Annotated in this window: 16 protein-coding genes and 4 pseudogenes; 12 read left to right on the top strand and 8 right to left on the bottom strand. The window is 37.8% G+C overall.

Features of this window, described 5'->3' with window-relative positions:
• Positions 1-25: 25 nt before the first annotated feature.
• The 6 genes and pseudogenes from HX13_RS12550 to pnuC all read right to left on the bottom strand — a co-directional run bounded on the left by HX13_RS12550 (position 26) and on the right by pnuC (position 5,999).
• On the bottom strand, positions 26-2,590 hold the full coding sequence (locus HX13_RS12550) for a TonB-dependent receptor domain-containing protein (protein WP_050021339.1): 2,565 nt from the start codon (positions 2,588-2,590) through the stop codon (positions 26-28).
• Between the two features lie 138 nt (positions 2,591-2,728).
• The gene (gene mltG, locus HX13_RS12545) at positions 2,729-3,754 is read right to left on the bottom strand and encodes an endolytic transglycosylase MltG (protein WP_050021338.1); all 1,026 of its coding nucleotides are present in this window, start codon (positions 3,752-3,754) and stop codon (positions 2,729-2,731) included.
• A gap of 30 nt (positions 3,755-3,784) precedes the next feature.
• A pseudogene (dapF, locus tag HX13_RS12540) lies at positions 3,785-4,553 on the bottom strand (diaminopimelate epimerase).
• Between the two features lie 96 nt (positions 4,554-4,649).
• Positions 4,650-5,060 (bottom strand): hypothetical protein, encoded by a 411-nt coding sequence (locus HX13_RS24280; protein WP_238555282.1) that lies wholly within the window; start codon positions 5,058-5,060, stop codon positions 4,650-4,652.
• The gene (locus tag HX13_RS24275; protein WP_238555281.1) at positions 5,051-5,293 is read right to left on the bottom strand and encodes a hypothetical protein; all 243 of its coding nucleotides are present in this window, start codon (positions 5,291-5,293) and stop codon (positions 5,051-5,053) included. The genes HX13_RS24280 and HX13_RS24275 overlap by 10 nt, the downstream gene beginning before the upstream one ends.
• A 12-nt stretch (positions 5,294-5,305) precedes the next feature.
• Positions 5,306-5,999, bottom strand: a pseudogene (gene pnuC, locus HX13_RS12530) (nicotinamide riboside transporter PnuC).
• Positions 6,000-6,163: 164 nt separating this feature from the next.
• Here pnuC and HX13_RS12520 point away from each other — a divergent pair.
• From HX13_RS12520 to HX13_RS12505, 4 genes and pseudogenes are all read left to right on the top strand, one after another.
• Positions 6,164-7,681, top strand: coding sequence for an amino acid permease (locus tag HX13_RS12520; protein ID WP_050021335.1), 1,518 nt, complete (start codon positions 6,164-6,166; stop codon positions 7,679-7,681).
• A gap of 53 nt (positions 7,682-7,734) precedes the next feature.
• Positions 7,735-8,748, top strand: a complete 1,014-nt coding sequence (locus HX13_RS12515) for a WD40/YVTN/BNR-like repeat-containing protein (RefSeq protein WP_050021334.1) — start codon at positions 7,735-7,737, stop codon at positions 8,746-8,748.
• 172 nt (positions 8,749-8,920) lie between these two features.
• Positions 8,921-10,278: pseudogene (hemN, locus tag HX13_RS12510) on the top strand (oxygen-independent coproporphyrinogen III oxidase).
• A gap of 6 nt (positions 10,279-10,284) precedes the next feature.
• Positions 10,285-11,463 carry a hypothetical protein gene (locus tag HX13_RS12505; protein ID WP_050021333.1) on the top strand — a complete coding sequence of 393 codons (1,179 nt, stop codon included), beginning with the start codon at positions 10,285-10,287 and terminating at the stop codon, positions 11,461-11,463.
• A 38-nt stretch (positions 11,464-11,501) separates the two neighbouring features.
• On the opposite strand, the gene HX13_RS12500 is transcribed toward HX13_RS12505, so the two are convergent.
• Complete coding sequence (locus tag HX13_RS12500) at positions 11,502-12,872, bottom strand: PQQ-dependent sugar dehydrogenase (protein ID WP_050021332.1); 1,371 nt, start codon at positions 12,870-12,872, stop codon at positions 11,502-11,504.
• Between the two features lie 216 nt (positions 12,873-13,088).
• On the opposite strand from HX13_RS12500, the pseudogene secD reads away from it, so the two are divergent.
• From secD to HX13_RS12475, 5 genes and pseudogenes are all read left to right on the top strand, one after another.
• Positions 13,089-15,984, top strand: a pseudogene (gene secD / locus HX13_RS12495) (protein translocase subunit SecD).
• 374 nt (positions 15,985-16,358) lie between these two features.
• Positions 16,359-16,931 carry a hypothetical protein gene (locus HX13_RS12490; RefSeq protein WP_050021331.1) on the top strand — a complete coding sequence of 191 codons (573 nt, stop codon included), beginning with the start codon at positions 16,359-16,361 and terminating at the stop codon, positions 16,929-16,931.
• Positions 16,932-17,019: 88 nt separating this feature from the next.
• Positions 17,020-18,294 carry a hypothetical protein gene (locus HX13_RS12485; protein WP_128572392.1) on the top strand — a complete coding sequence of 425 codons (1,275 nt, stop codon included), beginning with the start codon at positions 17,020-17,022 and terminating at the stop codon, positions 18,292-18,294.
• A gap of 222 nt (positions 18,295-18,516) precedes the next feature.
• Positions 18,517-19,764 (top strand): TCR/Tet family MFS transporter, encoded by a 1,248-nt coding sequence (locus HX13_RS12480; protein ID WP_050021329.1) that lies wholly within the window; start codon positions 18,517-18,519, stop codon positions 19,762-19,764.
• Between the two features lie 126 nt (positions 19,765-19,890).
• Positions 19,891-20,691, top strand: a complete 801-nt coding sequence (locus HX13_RS12475; RefSeq protein WP_050021328.1) for an arylamine N-acetyltransferase family protein — start codon at positions 19,891-19,893, stop codon at positions 20,689-20,691.
• Positions 20,692-20,790: 99 nt separating this feature from the next.
• Here HX13_RS12475 and HX13_RS12470 read toward each other — a convergent pair whose 3' ends face one another.
• Entirely contained in the window at positions 20,791-21,735 is a 945-nt protein-coding gene (locus HX13_RS12470) for a hypothetical protein (RefSeq protein WP_050021327.1), read from the bottom strand.
• Between the two features lie 243 nt (positions 21,736-21,978).
• Here HX13_RS12470 and HX13_RS12465 point away from each other — a divergent pair, with 243 nt between their 5' ends.
• From HX13_RS12465 to HX13_RS12455, 3 genes are read left to right on the top strand one after another with little or no spacing between them, the layout of a single operon-like run.
• A complete protein-coding gene (locus HX13_RS12465) occupies positions 21,979-22,314 on the top strand; it encodes a twin-arginine translocase TatA/TatE family subunit (RefSeq protein WP_050021326.1) in 336 nt (111 codons plus the stop codon).
• 1 nt (position 22,315) lies between these two features.
• Positions 22,316-22,882 (top strand): phosphatase PAP2 family protein, encoded by a 567-nt coding sequence (locus HX13_RS12460; RefSeq protein ID WP_050021325.1) that lies wholly within the window; start codon positions 22,316-22,318, stop codon positions 22,880-22,882.
• The gene (locus tag HX13_RS12455; protein ID WP_050021324.1) at positions 22,879-23,691 is read left to right on the top strand and encodes a tetratricopeptide repeat protein; all 813 of its coding nucleotides are present in this window, start codon (positions 22,879-22,881) and stop codon (positions 23,689-23,691) included. The genes HX13_RS12460 and HX13_RS12455 overlap by 4 nt, the downstream gene beginning before the upstream one ends.
• The last annotated feature ends 45 nt before the right edge of the window (positions 23,692-23,736 follow it).

Here is a 23,736-nt window from a genome sequence, read left to right as displayed (position 1 = left end):
AATTACTTTCGGGATTTTTTATCGATTACATTGGGCCGCCCTGCTCGTCGTCGCCTGTTGTATTTGAATTAATATCTTTCTTTACTTTTGGTTTAATGTCAACCTTCTCACCCTGCTTAAACCTATAGGTAAATGATAAAGCAAACTGTCTTGGCTGCCACTGCATTTCCATTTCCCTGGTAAACTGGGCATTATCTGTGAAGTTTCTCATTTTTCTCGTATTGAAAATATCTCTGATGTTAAATCCAATAATTCCGTTTCCTTTCCAGATCGTCTGGCTCACTCCCAAATCTATACCATACATGGCTTTTCTGTTATTCATTGCGGTTTTCTCAGCAGCCCTGTAAAAACTCTGGATTTGGACACTCAATGTTTTGGTTGGCTTAAAGGTATTGTTGAAACGTATTCTATAAGAGAATCCCGAACCTGAGAAGTCATTTAAAGTCCTCGGATTATCAGGGTATAAGTTATAGCTTCCCGTATTTTTATATCCGTATAAATCTGCTGAAAGCATTATTTTCCACCAGTTGAAAGGATCATAAGTACCATTAAGATCCAAACCATAGTTGGTTTCAGTACCTACGTTGAAAGGAATTGTATTAACAGCTCCTGTTTCATCTATATATTGATATCTGTTTTGCTCGTCTTCAGACTTTTTAAAATATAAGGTCGGATTAAAAGTAATCTTTTTATTAGACAAATTATATCCAAGCTCGAAAGAGTTCTCGTATGTTGGATTCAGATTAGGATTTCCCCTGAAATAGTTTCTGTCATCATCAAAAGACATAAAAGGAATTAAAGAGAATGCTCTTGGCCGGTTAATCCTTCTTGAATAATTTAATAAGATCTGATTGTTCTTCGCAATATCATAGCTTAAAAAGACAGAAGGGAAGAACTTTGTATAATTTTTATTTACTTCAGGGGTATTGGCGGGATTTCCTTCTTTGTCAAAATTCTGGAAGTTGACATCAATTTTGGAATATTCACTTCTCAATCCCAGCTGATAGGCAAATTTTTCTCCTATTTTACTTTTGAACTGAGCATAAATTCCAAGGATGTTCTCGGAATATACGGTGTTACTTGTAAAATCAAATCTTGTAGTTGGAGTCTGTCCGTTTTCACTTTGGTCCACAAAATAATTATAGGAATTTTTGTTATAATCATACCTTGCTCCGGCTTCTAATTTAGATTTTTCACCTATCGGGAGCTCATAATCAAGTTTTCCGATGAAGGTATCCGTCTTAGAATCTGTACTTACATTATTGACGATATTCCCTTTAGGCTGTAGAACATTTTCAATAAAAGTTTTTTGTACAATCTGATTGATCCCGTCGGATTTATTTGTCTGATAGCTGGCAGATGCAGATAAAAGCTGTCCTTTATCCCCGATTTTCTGGTCAAATCCCAAGTCGAACTGAGTCGCTAGGTTTTTATTATTTCCATAGCTGTTCCTTTCTCTAAGTACATTGCTAAGAGAAGAAGGGAGAGGATAGACTTTTTCATTATAAGTATTAAGTCCGGTCTGATCAGTATCAAAGCTTCTCACCATTCCGGAGAAGTTAATAGAGGTCTTATCATTGAAGTCATGGGTAAAACCTGCCGTCACGTTATAGGTGTCACTTTCCCTTTTAGTTTTCCCATTTTGTTGTGAATACTGGGTAAAAGGAAATGAGTCGGAAGGCAAGGCACTAATGTCGTCTTTTCTTGTGGTTGTATTCTTCATTGTGCTTTCATTCTTCTGATAGCCACCACCACCATTCAGGAACCAGGTCCAGTTACCTTTTCTCCAGTTTAAATTGGCATTCAGGTTGGTACGCGGAAGATAACCCAATGTTCCCGTTACCGTTCCGTTAAAGCCCATTTTTTTATCTTTTTTAAGGATGATATTCAGAATACCGGCAGTTCCGCTGGCTTCAAATTTAGAAGAAGGATTGGTAATCACCTCAATTCTTTCAATCTGATCAGCAGGAATACTCTGGAGCGCATTAGCTCCGTCATCGATGCCAAGAAGGGAAGACGGTTTACCGTTGATTAAAAATTTAACATTGGAATTTCCTCTCATAGAAACTGTCCCGTCTGTATCTACCGACACCGAAGGAACATTCGAAAGGACATCCTGAAGGTTTCCTCCCTTGCTGACGATATCCTGTGAAGGATCATAGGTTTTTTTATCCAATTCAACCTTATAAGCCTTAGGAGCAGCCGCAGTAATTACGATTCCCTGGATTTCCTGTGTTTTTCCGTCCAATGTCGTAGCAGCTTCAGGTTCTATGGATAATGCCCCGATATTTCCGCTTCCGGTAATGTTTTTACTGGTGGTACTTTTTTTATAATCAATAGCTTCTACTGTAATGTCATAATCTCCGGGAGCAAGCTGCAGTTTGTATTGTCCTTTTTCATCAGTCAGAACAGCATCGCTTAAGGATTTGTTCGCTTTATTACTGAATGTTACAGAAGCATAAGGAACAGGCTGGTTTTTCTTGTTGACAATCATCCCTGAAATCCCTGCTTTTTCCTGTGCAAAAGCCATTGCTGCTGCCGAAAGTACTAAGGTAAGCCCTAACGTTTTTTTTGGTGAAAATGCTGACAATTTCTGTCTTGTTCATAGGTTATTTTTTTGTATAAAATCGTGAAAAGATAGCCTTGTTATTTTGATACTTCATAAACCGCTGACTATCAAAATAATAAGGTTCGTTTTTTATGTTTAAATTCTAATTGTTTGCTAAGCCTATTTTATATTTTTTGAATTAAGCCAATCCTGATAGGCTTTTGCATTTACAGCATGTTCTTCAGCACTTGCCGTAAACTTATGATATCCAAATCTTGCAGGATCAGCGCACATAAATATATAATTATTGTTTTCTGCATTTAACACAGCGTCTACTGAATTTTTATCCACCACACAGATAGGTCCCGGAGGAATACCTGCATTAGCATAGGTGTTGTAAGGGGATGGAGTAGACAGGTGCTTATATAATACCCTTTTAATAGGTTCCTTAAAATTAGTCTGTTTATTGATGGCATAGATTACCGTAGGGTCAGACTGAAGCTTCATACCCTTTCTGTAACGGTTTAAGTATAATCCTGCTATCGTTTTCATTTCATCTTTTTTTCCGCCCGACTCTTTATAAACAATAGAAGCAAGGGCATAGATCTGGTCTCTTGTCAGACCGGACTGTTGTTCCTTGTTTTGTCTTTCACTGGTCCAGAAATCATTATACTGATCATCAAACTTTTTGAAAAATTCTCTTGGGCTTACTGTCCAGAAAAAATTATAAGTATCAATGAAAAAATACTTTTTTAAATCCTCTGCGTTTTTATAGCCTTTCTCCTGGGCAATACCGTTTAGATCATTAACAAAATGTAAAGAATCCAATTCTGTTTTTTTGGTAACCTTACCAATCATCTGATACATATCTCCAAAATCACCGATCCTGAAGGAATTGGCCGTTTGGTTACCTGCTTTAATCATATTGACAAGGTCTGTATTTCCGGTTCCGTTTTCAATATGATAACGCCCCGGCTTAAAATTGGCCGCAAGCTTCTTATCTTTGGCTACCGTTTCAAATGATTCCCTGTCTTTGATATACGGGCTGATAGAATCCATAATCTGCCCGAAGCCTGCTTTATGAGGGATCAGTACATAACCTTCCTTTTCTACGTTGTTCCCGTAATATGTATTATAAAATCTCAAACCAAAAAATCCTGCGACTACAAAAGCCAGCAGAATAATAATGAGAATAGTTTTTTTCATTCCTATACTTATTGATTAAAAGTTATGTTTTTAGAGGAGGTCTATCTTACCTCTAAAAACCTGCTTTGCGGGGCCTTCAAGCCATATGTTATGAAAAGAATCTCCATTCCTTTCAGCGTATACCTTAAGGTTGCCTCCCAAAGTTTTAACTTTTACAGAGGTTAGATTGTCTTTTTGCAGAAAAGTTAAAGCGGAAGCTGTAACTCCGGTTCCACAGCTGTAAGTTTCGTCTTCAACGCCTCGTTCATAGGTTCTTACAAAAATCTCATCATCAGATTTTTTTTTCTACAAAGTTGACATTGATTCCTTTTTCTTTATAATTTTCTGAATTTCTGATCCCGTATCCTTCAGCAAATACCTTATAATTTTCAAGATTTTCAACATACTTTACATAATGAGGAGAGCCGGTATTAAGAACAAAATCGTTTCCATCATGGGAAATGGTATTTACATCAATCATTTTTAATTTAATGATGCCGTTATGAATTTCAGCTTCATGTTCTCCGTCTATAGCAATGAATTTACATTTATCTTCAAAAATGTCCAGGAAAAAACCGAAGGCTACAAGGCAGCGGCCTCCATTTCCGCACATGGTACTTTCCCCGCCATCAGAGTTGTAGTACACCATTTTAAAATCATAATCAGGATCATTTTCCAATAAGATAAGCCCATCAGCTCCAATCCCGAAGCGTCTGTCACATAATTTTCCGATAATATTCCTGTCCTTGGGAAACTGAAGATCACGGTTATCTATCATTACAAAATCATTCCCGGTTCCCTGATATTTATAAAAATCCATATTTTCTTGTATAATCTAAAATGAAGAAACAAAATTACTATATTTAAAATGAAAAACGAACAGTGTTAGCTGTTCGTTTCCTTATTTATAATCGTTTTATCTAAAACCACCACTATTGGATCTTGTCGTATTATTTGAGTTACCTGATCCGCTGTTTTGAGTACCGGAATATCCGCCCCTGAACCCGCTGCCACTTGAAGATTCAGATCTGTAGCTGCTGTTGCTTTCCGTATTTCTGAATCCGCCACTATTGGTGTTTGAGTTTCTTTGTGGGGTCTGATAACCACTGCCGTTTCTGAATCCACCGCTGTTCTGGGAATTCTGATTACCCTGGTTTCCCTGGTTTCCGCTATTCTGGTTTCTAAAACCTCCGCTATTATTTCTGTTGCTATTATTATTTCTGTTATAATATCCGTTATTATTGTTGTTATAATAGCCACTACCGCTGCCAGACTGACCTCTGAATCCACTGTTTTGTCTTGAATCAGATCTTCTTTCTACATACACCTTCCTTCTGGAGTTATTGTAATTGTAGTAGTAATAAGGAACGCCGTTATCATAATAATAATTGATATTGTTTCTATAATAATAGCCGTCATTGCCCCAATATCCACCGTTTCCGTAATATCCGGAAGGTGCGTAATAATATCCGTTATTATAATACGGATCTCCATAATAACCACCATTACTTCCGTATCCGTCTGAATAGGCCAGACAAGAGGTAAGGGTGCTGATAGCAAAGATACTTACTGCTATTTTTTAAAAAAATTTTTCATGACTTTATTGTACTTTTTTTTTCTTTTAAACTTTTTTTTCCAATTAAGGTATCCTAAGATAGCCATTATAGTGAATACCAAATATTGAACCGAAGTGATTCCAAGGCCCTTAAAAATCATCATAGGAATGCAAATCAGATCTCCGATAATCCAGAAAATCCAGTTCTCAATGCGCTGTTTGGCCATAAACCACATTCCTACTAAAAATATTGAAGTTGTAAAAATATCCATCCAATTGGCCCAGTCGAGATGATATAAACCGAGATAGTTACTCTCCAGATTATCGATATAAGGTTTGCAATAATAAATAAAAGTGACAAATGCCAGGCTCAGTATAAACAGGAGGCCTGCATAGATCCATTCTTTTTTGGTCGCCCATGTCACCTCTACATGAATGTGATCTTTGGAATTTTTAGACCAGAGAATCCATCCGTAAACACTCATGACTGTGTAATAAACATTGATGAGGCAGTCACCCAGCAATCCAAAATTGAAAAGAATATATACATAGATCAAAGTAGAAATAATGCCGGTAGGGTATACCCATATATTTTTTTTGATGGAAAAGTAAAACGCTCAGGGTTCCAAATAAAGCTCCGGAAGCTTCCAGTATGATCTGCGCGGCAGTGTAGCTTTCATACGGCTTTATAAAAAGATCATATACATTCATGCGGCCAAAAATAAACAAAAATTAATACTTGCTGAAATACTTTAAATGATGTGTTGGTCAGGTTTTTAATTTTTTTTATTAAAATAATTGATGAAAATTTGCCGATAAACGTTAGAGTTCCTAAATTTTTTATATTTTCGTGAATCCTTAATAAATAAAAAAACATGTCTAAAATTTGGGTTAAGAAACCACTAAGTGCCTATGAGGCAGATATGAAGAAAAGTGAGCTGAAAAAGGTCCTTGGAAAATGGAGTTTAACAGCTATCGGAGTAGGGGCTATCATTGGTGGTGGAATCTTTGTGCTTACCGGAACCGGAGCCTATTATCACGCCGGGCCGGCGCTGGCAATCTCTTTCATTATAGCAGGTATTGCCTGTGTTTTTGCTGCTTTGTGTTATGCGGAATTTGCTTCCATTATTCCTGTTGAAGGTTCAGCTTATGCGTATGCATACGGAACAGTAGGAGAGATTTTTGCCTGGGCAATGGGCTGGTGTCTCATTTTAGAGTATGCCATGGCGAGTATGGCGGTTTCCGTGAGCTGGTCAGGATATTTTACCAAATTTTTGAAAATATTCGGGGTTCATTTGCCTGCCTATCTTACTTCCGACCCTGCCAGTTATACAGGAGAAGGATTTTCAATGAACCTGCCGGCATTTATTCTTGTTTTATTGATTACCGCATTATTGGTTAAAGGTACAAAAGAAGCTGCAGGCGCGAATAACCTTATTGTATTATTAAAAACCACAGCGGTTATTTTTGTAATTTTTGCAGGGGTTTATATTATTTTTTCCAATACGGATCTTTATAACGCTGTTGACGGAGTTAAAAACTGGAAACCTTTTATTCCAGATCAGATAAAGATTAAAAACTCCGAAGGAGATATGGTCTCGGCCTACGGTATCCAGGGGATTATTTCCGGTGCTGCTGCTATTTTCTTTGCCTATATTGGCTTTGATGCTGTTTCCACACAGGCGGGAGAAGCGATTAATCCTAAAAAAGATGTCCCTTTTGCCATTATTGCTTCGTTGTTAATCTGTACCGCTTTATATATCTGTGTATCTCTTGTCCTGACAGGGATGATGCATTATACAGACTTTAATCCGGAAGGAAGGTATCCGGATGCGATAAAAGCACCTGTAGCCTATGCTTTTGAAATTGCCGGAAAACACTGGGCAAGTAATATTGTAACAATTGCCGCTACTGTAGGTTTGATCTCTGTAGTAATGGTAATGATGATGGGACAATCCAGAATCTTTATCGGAATGGCAAAAGACGGATTAATTCCCAGATTCTTTGGTGAACTTCACCCGAAAACAAGAACTCCTTACAAAGGAATTATTTTACTTGGAATAGTAGTTGCCCTGATTGCTGCTCTGACGCCAATCTCAACGCTTGCAGATATGACGAGCTTTGGAACCCTGTTCGCGTTTACATTGGTTTGTATTGCCGTTTGGGTAATGAGAAAAAAAGAACCTAATCTTATCAGACCTTTCAAGGTGCCTGCTTATCAAATTGTAGTTGGTTTAGGGGTGATCATCAATTTATACCTGATCTATAACCTGAGTGACCATGCAAAAGAGCTTTCCGCAGGATGGTTATTGCTTGGAGGAATTGTATACTTCCTTTATGGTAGAAAAAACAGTAAACTTAATAATCCTGAAAAATATAAGGATATAGATTAATATTGATATAAACCGCTCCGGCGGTTTTTTTTTGTACATAAACATCATATACTATGAAAAAATTTTTTTCCATTGTGTTCCTATCCGTTGGAGTGATCATATTTTCTCAACAGATAGAAGGCTTTGAAAACATTCTGACCGATAAGATCAGCATCAGAGCCCTTGAGGTTGATGAGCATAAAGTCTGGTACAGTGGAACAGGTTCCAAGTTTGGCTTTGTTGATTTGAAAAATCCCGAAAATCAGAAACAGGTAGAATTAGACGCCGGAAAACTTGAATTCAGAACCCTGGGGAAGGATAAAAGTGCTTTTTATGCCATTAATATCGTAAATCCGGCCCGTTTCTTTAAAATTGACAAGAAGGATTTAAAATCGCAGGTTATTTTTACAGATACAGCAAAAACAGCTTTCTATGACGCCTTACATTTCGTAAATGATAAACTGGCTTATGCTTTCAGCGATGCAGATAAAGACAATGTCCTGAAACTGGCGGTATATAAAAACGGGAAATGGGGTATGTTCAGGAGTAATCTGATGTTACATCCGGGAGAAGCTGCTTTTGCGGCAAGCAACACTAATATTGCTTCCTCCGGAAATTATTTGTGGATAGCAACGGGAGGAAAGGCATCGAGGATTCTGAGAATGAATTTAAAAAATGAGAAGTTTGAAACTTTTACTACTCCGTTTATCCAGGGAGAACCTTCCCAGGGAATGTATTCTATAGATTTCTATGGAGATCATTTTGGTGTTGCTGTAGGAGGTGATTATACCAGGCAGGAGGCTAACATCAACAATATAGCAACCACAACGGATGGTGGTAAAACCTGGCAGATACAGGCGTCAGGTCAAAATGCAGGTTATATGACCTGCGTGAAAATCAGGCCCGGATCCAAAGGTAAAGAAATGGTCGCAGTAGGAGATCAGAATATTAGCTATTCCTCAGATTTTGGTAAAACATGGAAGAAGATTTCTGATGAAAAAGGGTTGTTTGTCTGCCAATGGATAGATGGAAATACCGTCGTTTTTGCCGGAAATGGCAGGATAGTAAAAGCCAGATTAAAATTGTAAATATAAGATATAGAATTTATCATTATTCCCCGAAGATATTGATCATACGTATTTAGACTCATTATAAAATAGAACCTAATATAATTCATAGGTTAAAATTCGTAAGTAATGGTTAATTTTGCAGAATGAATTTTAATTATGTTAAATTCTACCTTATAAATTTTATTTTTCAATGAACTCTTTAATAGATAAATATAATATTCCCGGACCCCGTTACACTTCTTATCCTACCGTTCCATATTGGGATGAGACAACATTCACTCCTGAAAAATGGAAAGAAAGTGTGATTAGGTCATTCCGTGAAACCAATTCAGGGGAGGGAATTTCTATTTATATCCATTTACCTTTCTGCGAGGCATTATGTACGTTTTGTGCATGCCACAAAAGAATTACAAAACAGCATAGCGTAGAAGTTCCTTATCTTGAAAGCGTATTGAAGGAATGGAAGCTTTACCTTGCTTTGTTTAATGAAAGACCCAAACTGAAAGAACTGCATTTAGGGGGTGGAACTCCTACCTTTTTTTCTCCTCAGAATTTAAGAACATTGTTGGAAGGGATTTTTGAAACGGTGGATATTGCTGAACATCCTGAATTTTCTTTTGAAGGTCACCCGAATAATACCACCAAAGAACATCTTCAGACCTTATATGATCTTGGTTTCAGAAGAGTGAGCTTTGGCGTTCAGGATTATGATCCTAAAGTTCAGAAAGCGATCAACAGGATTCAGCCTTTTGAAAATGTAAAAGCGGTAACGGAATGGGCAAAAGAAATAGGATACAGGGGAATCAGCCATGATTTGGTTTTCGGGCTTCCTCATCAGAATTGGGAAGCGATGGAACATACCATCAGAAAGACCATGGAGTTAAAGCCGGACAGGCTGGCATTTTATTCCTATGCGCATGTTCCGTGGGTGAAAGGAGTAGGACAGAGGGGGTTCGATGAAAATGATTTACCGAGTGGAGAAGAAAAACGGAGATTGTATGAAGATGGGAAGAAGCTTCTTCAGGATTTAGGATATATTGAAGTGGGAATGGATCACTTCTCCCTTGAACATGATGATTTATACCAATCTTTAATTCATAAGAAACTTCACAGAAACTTTATGGGATACACTTCCAGCAATACCCAACTGATGGTAGGCCTTGGAATGTCAGCTATTTCAGATTCATGGTATGCATTTGCCCAAAATGTAAAAACAGTAGAGGAGTACCAGACATTGTTGAGAAAGGAGAAATTCCGGTAGTGAAAGGTCATGTTCTTAACGAAGAAGATTTAATTGTAAGAAGGCATATTCTGAATCTGATGTGTCAGCTGGAAACTACTTTTACCCATACTAATTCTTTCCCGGAATTGGAAAATGCACTTGATATGCTTGCCGAAATGGAAAACGACGGATTGGTTGAAATCAATGGTAATGAAATTAAGATTACGGAAGCAGGAAGGGCATTTACAAGGAATGTAGCCATGGTTTTTGATCTTAGAATGATGAGAAATAAACCTGAAACAAGGATATTCTCTATGACCATATAGGAAGCTATGAAGCATAGGGCTCCAGTCATATTTTTATACACGTATGCTCTTTCTTTCAGCTTTTTAAAGACAGTAAGACTGCCTAATGAATGGGCAAAAGCCCACTGGCTTGTAGATTACAGGTCCGGATTCATCAAAAGAGGCCTTGCAGGGGAAATTTTCGGATTCTTTTTTGAAAAAAGTGAATGTCAGATAGAAATAGTATCAGCGGTAATATTATTTCTTTTATACCTGGCAATAATGATTATTGCTGTGAAGCATACCTTTCAAAATTACCACATCCGTAAAGTTTTGTTGTACACGGTCTTTTTTCTGTCCCAGTATATCGTATTGTCGGCTCATTTTATAGGGTACCTGGATCAGGTGATTTTCCTGCTTACATTTTTGGCTGTGTACCTTATCAGACAGCGGTACATCACATTGGCTTCCCTATTGTGTGGGGTAAGTGTGCTTATTCATGAAATTTCATTTTTTCTGATGCTTCCCATTTGTCTTTTTGCGCTATCACTGAATGAAATTAATAATAAACCCGCTATAACATCAGACCTTATAAGGAAAGCAATATTTTTCTCGGGGGTTTCTGTAGCCATGATAATTTCGGTTTCCCTCTATCAGGAGTTTTCGGGGAAAGATAATCGTGAAATTATTTTTAATTATCTGGAAAGTTCAGGATTTATCAGCAGGCGTTTCGGGTATATTGTTTCGGATGCTTATACAGAGAGTTTCGTAACCTATTTGAAACAGGAAGGGCCGAATTTTCTGAAAAGAGTTTTTTTCTCTGCATTTACCATTAAATTCTGGATTCCCATTGCCTTTATGATGCTGATGATTTATAAATTGTTCAGAAATGTGAATGGATATATTCTGCTTTTCCTGGGAATAATAGCTTTATTTCCTCTGATATTGCATGCAATTGCTTGGGATACGTTCAGAATATGGTCGTTCCCCTTTATGATTCTTTTTCTTGGATTCTGGATTTTAGATAGTCACTTTAAAAGTGTAGAGCTTCCAGGAAAACCAAGTAGCTTTGAAATTATTTTTTTCGTGTCGGCCGTAATGCTTACTGCGGTATCACTGAACGGTCTTTTTGATAATGAAACAGAAGGGTTTTCAAAACCCGAAAGATTATTGCTTCTGGTTCCTGTCTTTTCGATGGTAACATATTTAATAAAAAAGCCCGGGTAATCAATACCAGGGCTGCGGATTCTATGTAATGTATCAGCTTATTTAATAATTAACTTCTGACTGTAGGATTTCAGATCTCCTGATTTAAGATTGATATAATACACTCCTGCCGGTATTCCGGAAATATCAATACTTTTTCCGTTTATAATTTGTTGGGTTTCTAAAACCTTCCTCCCTTCTGCATTGATGATCTCTGCTGTTATTTTAGGATCTCTGATTCCATTAATGAAGATCTCTTTGGAAGCCGGGTTAGGATATATCTTTACCATTTCCAGGGTATTATTTTCCTGGGTCCCTAGAGTTCCTGTGGTAATTCTGAATATTTTTCCGGTATTGACAGCTGCCACATACAGCTCTTTTTGCGAGTCTTGTCCGAAGGTGGAGAAATTGCTTCCATTATAGGGAGAAGTCCATGTAATAATATTGTTGCTGTCTAATATTCCGATTTGGCCGGAACAATAATCTGCAAAAAAGTATTTTCCCTGAAGAGAAGGATATTGCGTTCCTCTGTAGACGTATCCTCCGGTAACGGAGCATTTTCCACCCGAATGATCATAAACGGCAACAGGAAAGGTCATAGATGATTGTGCCGGACATCCTGTTGTATTGTAGGGAGTATTTCCTTCATAGCAACGCCAGCCGTAATTGATGCCGGATTGGTTAAGAGGCATTCTGTTAATCTCCTCAATAGCTCCCTGGCCTACATCTGCTATGATAACGTTTCCTGAAGTCAGGTCAAAAGAAAATTTCCATCCGTTTCTAAGTCCGTATGCCCAGACTTCATCAGCGCCATCAACACCTGCTCCGGCAAAAGGGTTATCCCCCGGAATATTATACGGGCCGGTAGCATCTACATCTATTCTCAGCAGTTTTCCTAAAAGTGCATTTTTATTTTGGGCATTATTATTCGGGTCTCCACTGCTTCCTCCGTCCCCCGTGATCATCCATAATTTTCCATCGGGAGCAAAATGCAGGCTTCCTCCGTTGTGATTATCAAAAGGTTTAGGAATATTGAGCAGGATTTTCTCCGAATTGGGGTCTGCTGTATCAGGATTTGATGAACTGACGGTATATCTCGCCACAACAATATTTCCTGCTGTATTGTTATAGTATACAAAAAAATATCCGTTGGTAGCATATTGCGGATGAAATGCCAATCCCAAAAGGCCTCTTTCACCTCCGTAGAGTACTTTTGAAGTAATGTTTAAAAAATCAGTGGAATTAATATTCCCATTGGGTTGAATAATTTTGATAATTCCGGTTTGCTGTACCACAAACAAACGGCTGTCATTGGCATTGGTAATCTCAACAGGACGGGTGAGCCCGGTAGCAAATTCTTCCAGATTAATGCTTTGGGCATTAAGGATTAAGGAAGAAAAAATACAGATGGTAAAAAGTAAATTTTTCATAATATTTTGATAGTTAGTGTGTTGAATGATGAATGAAAATTTTATACCAATCAAAATTTGAAAATTTCATGATCATACTATGAAAAAATTGTTAAATCTTAAATAGAAATCATACTACCAATATATCTGAAAATAAACCATTTCTGTTGTTAAAAATTCATAAAATACAAGAAAATCATTATATTTGCCGACTTAATTTAACGTAGTTATAACAAAATGCAAGGAAAAGGACTTATTACAATTGTTGCTATTGTCCTGGGGTTGATCTGCTTAAACGAGCTATTACCAACCTGGTACGCCAGCAAAATTGAATCGCAGATTGAAGCTGCGAAAGGAAACGAGAAAGAGATCAAACGAATCAAGGAAGATACTCTTAATCTTGGGTATACGAAGCTTTATTATTCTAAAGCTAAAGACAAGGAAATGAAACTTGGTCTTGACTTAAAAGGAGGGATCAACGTTCTATTGGAAATCAACCAGAGAGATTTGGTAAATGATTTAACCAATTATTCTACTAATCCTGTTCTTATTGAGGCTTTAAACAAGACTGATGAAGTTCAGAAAAACTCTACAAAATCTTACATCGACAATTTCTTTGAACAGTTCGATGCGATTAACAAAGCAAAAGGAACAAACCTGAAGCTTGCTGATCCGGAACTTTTCGGAAATACAAACCTGACCGAAATCAAGTACAATACAACTGATGAGCAGGTGAAAAGTATTGTGAAAAGAAGAATTGATCTTTCTGTAGGGACAGCTTTTGAAGTAATCAGAACAAGAATTGATAAGCTTGGAGCTATCCAGCCGAATGTTCAGAGAGTGCCTGGTACCGCAAGAATTTCTGTGGAAATGCCTGGTATGAAGGACATCGACAAAGTGAAAAAAATGCTTCAGACTTCTGCAAAACTTCAATTCTGGGAAGTACAGCAGATTCCTGAAATTGCACCTTATTTCCAGACTTTGACAACTATGGTTGCTGCAAAAGGAGATTCTATGGGGGTTGCAAAAAATGTAAACCTTATGAAACTTTTACAGCTTGAGAAATTAAGAAGTAATGGGGTTGCCAACGTAAAATTGTCTGATACAGCCGCTGTAAATAAAATTTTAAACAGCAAAGTAGCCCAGTCCTTACGTCCGGCTAACATTAAATATACCCAATTCATGTGGGGGTACAAACCTGAAGCAACAAGCCCGGATGACCTGGTATTGTATGCGATCAGAGGTAACATCAATCAAAAAGCTCCGGTAGACGGTGCTGTAGAAACTGCCAATATCAGCTACGATGAGCTTGGTAGAGTAGTGGTAGATATGCAGATGGATTCCAAAGGAGCAAAAGAATGGAAAACATTAACAGAGAAAAACGTTGGAAAACCGGTTGCTGTAACCCTGGATAACAGAGTATACACTGCACCGAATGTTGTAAATGCTATTCCTAACGGTAGAACTCAGATCTCCGGTAACTTCTCTCAGGAAGAGGCTAAAGAGCTGGTAGACGTTTTAGGTGCCGGAAAATTACCTGCAGGGGCTAAAGTAGTTCAGGCTACTCAGGTAGGTCCGTCTTTAGGACAGGAATCTATCAACGCCGGTATGATTTCATTTGCGATTGCATTCCTGATTATCATCGTGTATATCATTTTCTATTACGGAGGTGCCGGAGTGTACGCTGTAATTGCGATGGTAATAAACCTTTTCTATATTTTCGGAATTATGGATTCCGGAGACTTTACGCTTACGCTTCCTGGTATTGCAGGTATTGTACTGACAATGGCCATGGCGGTAGATACGAACGTAATCATCTATGAAAGAACGAAAGAAGAATTATTTGCAGGTAAGGGCATCTTAGAGGCATATAAAGACGGTTTCAAGCATGCATTAAGTGCAATTATTGATGGTCACTCAACTACGTTATTAACGGCTGTTGTATTATTCTTCTTCGGAACAGGACCTATCAAAGGGTTTGCCTTGACATTGATGATCGGTATTATCATGACATTGTTCACTTCCGTATTACTTTCAAGGGTAATGATCTTCAGCAGACTGAATAAAGGAAAACACCTTTCTGTCTGGACACCACCTACGAAAAACCTGTTCAGAAACACCTGGATTGATTTTATCGGAAAAAGAAAATATGCCTATATTATTTCTGCTGTATTAACTGTAATTTGTTTAGTATCTATGTTTACCCAAGGGTTCAAATATGGTATCGACTTTACAGGAGGTAGAAACTACGTAGTAAGATTCAATAAGGAAGTTAATGCTAACGATGTTGAAGAAAAACTAGTAAAACTGTTTAAGACCGAAGATGGTAAGAACTCCTCGGTAGAAGCTAAAACTTTCGGTAATGCTAAACAATTAAAAATCTCAACGGATTACCTGATTGAAGATGAATCTTTAAAAGCTGACCAGACAATTGAACAGAAACTATATGAAGGCCTGAAAGGAGATCTTCCAGCTAATATTACCTTAGCGGATTTTAAATCTGCAGATAAAGATCATGCGGGTATTATTTCTTCTGAAAAAGTAGGCCCTACAGTGGCAGACGATATCCAGACCCACGGTATTCTTGCTGTTGTGGCTGCTCTTGCGGGAATCTTTATTTATATCTTATTCAGATTTAGAAAATGGCAGTTCTCTCTGGGGGCTGTGGCAGCTCTGTTCCACGATGCGGTTATCATTTTGGGGACGTATTCATTGCTTCACAAATATATGCCGTTCAATATGGAAATCAACCAGGATTTCATTGCTGCAATCCTTACGGTATTAGGATATTCTATTAACGACACCGTGATTATCTTCGATAGAATCAGGGAGTACCTGAGAGAGAAGAAATCTTTAAACGTTGGCAGGTCTGTTTGATGACTCTATTTCCAGCACGCTAGGTAGAACATTCAACACTTCATTTACAACGATTCTTGTAATCCTTGCTATTTTCATCTTCGGTGGAGATAACCTGAGAGGGTTTATGTTTGCTATGTTGATCGGTATCGGGTTCGGAACTTATTCATCCATCTTTATTGCATCGGCTATCGCTTATGACTTCCTGAGAAAAGGAAAAGAAGAGGAAGTACATGGAAAAACCACTTCTAACAAAGAAGTACTTGCTTCAAAGTAATTTAGACTACAATAAATGAGTAAAAGCCTTTCGAGAGAAAGGCTTTTTTTTATTGCCAGCCGGAATTCTTAGTGTTGAAAGTTCTTTTCACCCGGATATCAGTATGGAAATAGAGCCAATAGTTATCTTGATCTATATTTCCGTTTCCCCAATTTGCCCATTTCTAAGTAATTTTTTCATCCGAATAAATGTCAAAACTTAACATCAAAAGTAGACTTATTGCTAAATAAATCTAACCTTAGAGATTAAAAATAATCTGTAATTTCATTAATAAATGATTTATATGGGATTATGAATATATCGATATTTTAATTGAAAAAAATAAATGCGATTATGCAGTAAATTATTATATATTTACAAAAAACAAAACAAAAATGAAATTCGAAAAATTATTCGTGGCTGCGGCACTATGTGCTGGCAGCGTTATTACTGCGCAGACGGGAATTGGCACCCCCAACCCTGATAAAAGCTCTGCTTTAGATGTTACCGGCACCAATAAAGGTGTGTTAATCCCCAGAATTTCCGATCTCAACACAGTGGCCACCCCGGCAAATGGTCTGTTGGTATATGATCTGAAAAGGCAGGCATTAACCCAGAATATCGGAACACCCGCGAACCCCAACTGGGTTCCCATCAGTGGAAATATTGTTAAGTTCTTCTATATGCCTTCTATCAGTATTGATACTTCTACCTTAGGTACAGGCAAGACATTGGATTTATATCAATTGTATAAGACACAGTTTTCTACTCCGAAAGTTACAAGTACAGGAGCTCCTGCAGCCATTCCTTTCTTTGTGAATGCTACTGATCTCTATTATTATGTAACGGATTTTGATGGCAATGTTTTACGGAATGTAAGTATTGATGCCAATGGTATCCTGCGTTATGATGTGGTAGGGACGGCTACAGCCTGCTCGTTCGTTAATATTGTATTTGTAATCAAATAATTTTAAGTGACTGACAATCATTGCAATCATCTCTGATTAGGTAGGGATGAATATTATTCCGTGTACCATTAACCGCTTAAAATTATCAATGATGAAAACAAATTCAATATTACGCTATATTCTTATCGTGCTATGCTTTCTGGTGACAGACAAAGTGCTGTCGCAGGAAATGGTTTCCTTACCTATGGGTGGTTGTGGGAGATTATTAGATACCAATACTTCTGCCCAGTATGCTAATGCTATTACCTTTTTTCCGCCTTGTTTAAAAGTGGGAGCGGTAGCAGCTAATGCCAGCAATATGACCGATATAGATGTGAATTCATATGCTTCCCTTAAACCGGGTATCGGAGCGGGGGTATGTCCTATTTATATCAGTGTGGGAACTACCGGCACTGACTTTCCTGCCAATAAGCCTGTATATATAGATTTCTCTTCTGAAGGCTTTAACTTTAATGCCAGCTTTAATGATGCCAGCTTCAGATTCTTTAATAACGGGCAGGAAGTATACTCAACACCGGTTGGAGGGCACTTTTTCTTTGATTTTGGAGATAACCAGAGCCGGAAAATTATTAAAGTAATGCCTACCGTTGCATGGGATGAAATCAGATTATCGTATTCGGACTTTGGAATTGGTTTTACATTTAATGAAATGAAAGTGTATAATATTCTGTCAGAGTATTATATAGATCCGATGACTTATTTGTCTCAACCTTCTGACAGAACGGTTCCTGTAGGTGGGTCTGCTACAATGACAGCCGTCATCAGCAATACGGATATTGATGAAACACCGGCAAATGTTACCTACCAATGGCAGATATTAAATGGCTCTGTATGGACAGATCTGGCCAATGGAAGTAATTACAGTAATGTTACTACTTCAACACTTAGTATCAGTAATATTCCTGCAGGATTTAACAATAATCAGTATAGGGTGGTGGCCAAATCCAGTTTCTATACATGTTCATTCCAGGCAAATTCCAATGTTGGTAGACTTTTTGTAAATGCAGTGAACAATCCTGGAACCATTGGAACCGATCAAACGGTTTGTCTGGATATCAATGCTGATCCAGCAGCGTTTACAGTAACTGCAGCGGCTCAGGTGACCGGAAATGCAGAATATCAATGGCAGAGTTCAGCGGATAATGTTACTTTTACCAACATTCCCAATGCTACTTCTGCAACATATGATGCCCCGGTTATAACACAGACTACTTATTATCGCCGTGGAGTAAGATCTAACCTCAATGGAAACAGTACCGCTTATCAATACAGCAATGTGGTAAAAGTTACCCTTAAAAAAAGCTGCCTCATCAAATGTATCATATCCAATCGTATGATTTATACAAAACTTAATAGTGACTAGCCTTATATATCCTAATTGAATCATAAAAAACCTGTTTCATATGAAATCAGGTTTTTTTATTTTATGGTTGCCCGATCTTTAATTTTTTACGCCTTGAGTTGTTGGAAATAATATAAAAACAAAGTGTTTTCTGATATAATTCTGCTATACAATAGTAAACTTCTTTAATACAGTGCAATTTAGAATCATTATTTTTTAAGATTTGATTAATTTTGCAGCATCATGGAAAATTCAAAGAAAAAAGCAGCCATAGGCTTTATATTTATTACATTGTTGATTGATATTACGGGTTGGGGGATTATTATACCCGTTGTTCCTAAATTAATTGAGGAACTTATTCATGCTGATATCAGTGAAGCAGCAAAATATGGAGGTTGGCTGGGATTTGCCTATGCATTTGTGCAGTTTATTTTCTCACCACTGGTAGGTAATCTGAGTGATAAGTATGGGCGAAGGCCTATTATTCTCATTTCCCTCTTCGGGTTTGCAGTCGATTATATTTTCCTGGCATTGGCGCCCACGATCTGGTGGCTGTTTATCGGTAGAATTATTGCAGGAATTACAGGAGCAAGCGTAACAACCGCCAGTGCCTATATTGCGGATATTTCTACAGATGAAGACCGGGCCAAAAACTTCGGCTTGATAGGAGCTGCCTTTGGCCTTGGGTTTATTATAGGGCCTGTATTGGGAGGAGTTTTGGGACACTACGGAGCAAGAGTTCCTTTCTATGCAGCTGCAGGGTTATGTTTACTTAATTTTCTGTATGGGTATTTTATCCTGCCGGAGAGTTTGGACAAAGATAAAAGGAGAGAATTTGATTGGAAACGTGCCAATCCGGTAGGCTCATTTAAATTCTTAGGTAAACATCCTGAAATCTCAGGACTTATTGTCGCTTTGATTCTGATCTATATTGCCGGACATGCTGTACAAAGCAACTGGAGTTTCTTTACGATGTATAAATTCAGCTGGACGGAAAGAATGGTAGGAATATCACTGGGAGTAGTGGGTTTATTGGTTGGCCTGGTGCAGGGAGTTTTAATCAGATGGACAACACCAAGGCTGGGCGAACAGAAAAGTATCTATTATGGCCTGGCTTTATATGCCGTAGGAATGTTTTTGTTTGCTTTTGCATCAGAAGGCTGGATGATGTTTGCATTTCTGGTACCGTATTGTTTAGGAGGAATCTGTGGACCGGCCTTGCAGTCTGTGATAACAAAAAGTGTACCTTCCAATGAACAGGGGGAACTTCAGGGAGCTTTAACCAGTCTGATGAGCGCTACTTCGATTATTGGGCCTCCGATGATGACCAATCTGTTCTACTTTTTTACCCATGACGAAGCACCATTCAAGTTTTCAGGGGCACCTTTCTTCCTTGCATTTATTTTAATGGCCATCAGTGTGGTGATTACGTATTCAGCTTTTCACAAGAAGAGAAAGATTGATGATGATATTCTCTTCAAGAAAAAATAGAAAAATTAAAGGTTAAGATAGTAGTTCTTAACCTTTTTTTGTACAAAATATTTACATAGATTGGTGAAGTTACGCTTTCTTTTAAAAGTAATTTTTTGTAATATTAATAATGGTAAACCCTAAAGTATGGATGCATTAAAACTACAACAATATCTGCAGCGGATCCATTATTCCGGTGATGCAGAAACCACTATGGAGACGTTGAAAAAGATTCATCAGCTTCATCCCAAGCACATTCCTTTTGAAAACATAGACCCTTATACGGGAACTGTTCCGTCTTTAAGCCCGGATGATATTTTTAATAAACTGATCACCACATCGCGGGGTGGATATTGCTATGAACAAAACCTGCTTTTAAGTGAAGTCTTACGGTATTTAGGTTTCAGCGTGAAACTGCAATTAGGCAGGGTAGTATGGAAACGCGATGAAAACAGTGTTGCAGCTCCAACGCATTTATTGCTCACTGTCGATCTGGAAGGAACAAGATATCTGGTGGATTGCGGATTTGGAACGGTAACCCTTACCACTCCCATACTCCTGAATGAAGAAGAAGCACAGCAGACTCCTAATGGTATTTTCAAAATTTCCCAAAATGAAAGCACTTATATTCTTTGGACGTGGAAACAGAAATGGCTTCCGATATACCGCTTTAGGCTGGGACACGTAGAACCTGTTGATCTGGAAATTGCCAACTGGTATTTATCTACCCATCCCGAATCTAATTTTAAGAAGAACCTGGTTCTTTCAAAAGTAGATGAAAATGCCCGCTATACGTATACTGACAATATATTGAATATTCGTTCCAACGAAGGCATTAAAGAATCTGTACCGATAGAAAAAGATCTGCAACTTTTTGAAATATTGGAAAATACTTTTGGATTGAAAGACAATGCTATTGAAAGGTTGAAAATGAAACCAAAAGACTAAAATCATACACAAAACGCCTAAACGGTACCTGATAAAAATACTAAAGAGGCTGTCTGGACAACCTCTTTAGTATTTTGAAAACGATATTGTGAAGACAAATTACGGATAAAGTGATTGGCTTCCGTTGCTTACAATATTGCTTCCCAAACCTGAGAAAGATACTGAGAATTTGCTGGCATTAAAGCTCAAAGAACCTGTTGGTGTACAAAGTCCTAAAGCATACTGGCATTTGCCGTAAGCACCTGAATTTTTAATAACTTTGCTTTCGCTTTTTGCTTTTCCCAAGCTGATATTACCCCAGTCGCTTACATCGGTATTGGATACGGTGGAACCCGAATAGTAAATGGTAATTTTATAACCGATCTCGCCTCTTTTAGAGCCCCACAGCCATTTGGCAGTCCACCATTGCTTATACCATTTGGAAGCTACTTTTGCTGCTGCGTCATTGGTTGTTTCCACCTGGCCTCTCGTATCCATCATGACCAGACCTCCAAAAATATTATCCCAGATAATCCCGGTGCTATTGTAGAAACAAAGTGTTGTGAATTTTCCATTTTTGCCGTTCCATGTTACTTCCAGGACATTCGTACCGGTTTTAATCTCTTCTGAAATCATTTCTTTAAGTCCTTTTTGAGCAGTAATGAGATCCTCCCCGGTATATAAATCTCCAATTTTCCCGATTTTTACAGAAGAAGGGTCCATAATATTTCCTATGGCAATAAACTGGTCCTGATCAGAAATCAAGCTCTGTGAAAGCTCAATACCTTTTGTGGTGGAAAGCTGTCCCAGCACAGTGATTCCGGTGATCTGTAAATCATTCTTTAAATAATATTCAATATTTTTCTTTGATTCTTCCAGCTGAGATTGAACAACATCAGGAACAGCCTGGGAAGAGGGGGTGATCTCCTTTTTAAGATCTGCCATGGTTACTTTGTTCTGAAGTACTTCCTGTTGGGCAATGTCATTGTTTTCGTCCCGGCAGCTGCTAAGAGTTAATACTGACAATACAGCCAGTAATTTGAAAGTGGATACTAATTTTTTCATATTAAATAATTTAGGTTGTGTGGTAAATATAGTAAAATATTAAATAATTCTCATAGATTTGAATTAATTATTTATTAATTAATAATTTCCGGTAGAATGATGATATTGACAACTAAGAGAATAATAGAACCACTTCAATGCTCGGTTTTGTTCCTTCCATTCTGTTAATCATTAAATTCTTAAAATTTGTTTAAAATTTAAGTTTACTGTAAATAAATGTATAATCTTTTGTAATTTTACAGCATGGAATTAAGCATTGGAGAAATGGCACTCATTGCCATCGCAATCGTTGTATTATTCGGACCGGATAAACTTCCTCAGATAGCACGTGACCTGGGGGCAGGTGTTAGGAAAATGCGTGGGGCAGTGGAAGATATCAAAACGGAGATTATGAAAGAAACAGATAACCCTGTTTCAGAAATCAAACGTGAAATTGAGAAAGTAAAAGATGCGGCCAAAGACTTCAATCCGGTGAATGATATTAAAAAAGATATTCTGACGGAACCTGTCTCATCTAATGAACCTCCAAAACCAAAACCTTCAGAGGACGAAACCTATGAAGGACCTGTAAGCAGATAATATGGAGGAAATTATTCAGGAAGATAAACAGGTATTCCTTTACCTTAACAATTTAGGAGACCCTTCTTTTGATCAGCTGTGGATGCTGATTTCTAGTACCTGGATCTGGGTGCCTCTTTATATCATATTTCTTTATTTTTTATACAAAAATTATCAGCTGAAATCCCTGGTTTTTATTCTTGTATTCCTTGCCCTTGGAGCTACGGTTTCAGATCAGCTGGCAAGTGTTTTCAAATATGGAGTGGCAAGACTCAGACCCTGCCACGATCCAAGCCTGGAGCCCTATATGAGAATTGTAAAATGTGGCGGTTCGTATGGATTTTATTCTGCTCATGCCTCCAATACCTTCTTTTTAGCTTCTTTTTTGAGTATTTTGCTGAAAAATAAGCTGAAATGGTTTCCATATGTTATATTTGTATGGGCTTTAATAGTTTCTTATAGCCGTATATATTTAGGAGTGCATTTCCCGATAGATATTTTGGTGGGGGCGTTTGTTGGATCTTTATTGGGAGTGATATTCGGTGCACTCGCCAGAAAAGTGATCAACAAACAAAACATAACCTCATGAGAAAACTTTTATTACTTGTAGTTTCCATCAGCTTTACATCCGGCTTATATGCTCAGGATAAAAAGCAGGCCGAAGAATGCTTCAAAAAAGCAGATTATAAATGTGCTGAAGAGCAATACTCAAAATTGGCAGCGAAAGAGCAGATTCAAAAATTCCAGTCTGAATATTATAACAACCTGGGAACAGCCCAAAGAAGATTGGGAAAAACCACTCAGGCTTTCAAATCGTATGAATCAGCGTTAAAAACAAATCCGATGTCGGCCCCCGTTTATGCCAATCTCGCATCATTACACAGCCAGAAAGGAAATAAGGTAAAAGCACTGGAATATATTGAAAAAGGACTTCAGGTAGACGATAAAAATCCGGATTTATACCTCACTCGTTCCAAAATCTACGACAGCCAGGGAAAAAAGGAACAGGCCATGCAGGATCTTAACCAGATTCTGACTTTTGCTCCGGATAATATTTTTGCTAAAACCGGACTGGCAAATCTGAAGAAAAATAACGGAGACCTCAATGGTGCCTTAAAAGATTATAATACATTGATAGCCGAAAAACCGGAATCACTGTTATACAACGGAAGAGCCGATGTTTATTTTAAAATGAAAAAATATAAAGAAGCGCTCTCAGATGTGAATAAAGCTGTTTCTATTGATCCTAAATTCGCCCAATCCTACGTTACCAAAGCATTAATATTATTGGATACAGCCAAACCTAAAGAAGCCTGTGAAAATCTGGATAAAGCTGTAAACCTGGGATATGAAAAAGCAATACTCGCAGAATATTATACTAAATGTACAAAGAAATAAAATTTTAATTTCTCTGAATCCATATAAATGGCCTAACAAGGCCAT

This window comes from Chryseobacterium sp. P1-3 (genome assembly GCF_000738495.1).
Classification (GTDB): Bacteria; Bacteroidota; Bacteroidia; order Flavobacteriales; family Weeksellaceae; genus Chryseobacterium; species Chryseobacterium gallinarum.
Note: the sequence above shows the minus strand (reverse complement) of the source record. Positions and strands in the feature narration are given on the sequence as shown.

Excerpts from the sequence above, each read along its gene's own strand:
- HX13_RS12520 (WP_050021335.1), top strand. The coding sequence starts at position 6,164 with ATGTCTAAAATTTGGGTTAAGAAACCACTAAGTGCCTATGAGGCAGAT.
- HX13_RS12485 (WP_128572392.1), top strand. The coding sequence starts at position 17,020 with ATGATGAAAACAAATTCAATATTACGCTATATTCTTATCGTGCTATGC.
- HX13_RS12505 (WP_050021333.1), top strand. The coding sequence starts at position 10,285 with ATGAAGCATAGGGCTCCAGTCATATTTTTATACACGTATGCTCTTTCT.
- HX13_RS12475 (WP_050021328.1), top strand. The coding sequence starts at position 19,891 with ATGGATGCATTAAAACTACAACAATATCTGCAGCGGATCCATTATTCC.
- HX13_RS12455 (WP_050021324.1), top strand. The coding sequence starts at position 22,879 with ATGAGAAAACTTTTATTACTTGTAGTTTCCATCAGCTTTACATCCGGC.
- HX13_RS12500 (WP_050021332.1), bottom strand. The coding sequence starts at position 12,872 with ATGAAAAATTTACTTTTTACCATCTGTATTTTTTCTTCCTTAATCCTT.
- HX13_RS12470 (WP_050021327.1), bottom strand. The coding sequence starts at position 21,735 with ATGAAAAAATTAGTATCCACTTTCAAATTACTGGCTGTATTGTCAGTA.
- mltG (WP_050021338.1), bottom strand. The coding sequence starts at position 3,754 with ATGAAAAAAACTATTCTCATTATTATTCTGCTGGCTTTTGTAGTCGCA.
- HX13_RS12490 (WP_050021331.1), top strand. The coding sequence starts at position 16,359 with ATGAAATTCGAAAAATTATTCGTGGCTGCGGCACTATGTGCTGGCAGC.
- HX13_RS12465 (WP_050021326.1), top strand. The coding sequence starts at position 21,979 with ATGGAATTAAGCATTGGAGAAATGGCACTCATTGCCATCGCAATCGTT.
- HX13_RS12480 (WP_050021329.1), top strand. The coding sequence starts at position 18,517 with ATGGAAAATTCAAAGAAAAAAGCAGCCATAGGCTTTATATTTATTACA.
- HX13_RS12515 (WP_050021334.1), top strand. The coding sequence starts at position 7,735 with ATGAAAAAATTTTTTTCCATTGTGTTCCTATCCGTTGGAGTGATCATA.
- HX13_RS12460 (WP_050021325.1), top strand. The coding sequence starts at position 22,316 with ATGGAGGAAATTATTCAGGAAGATAAACAGGTATTCCTTTACCTTAAC.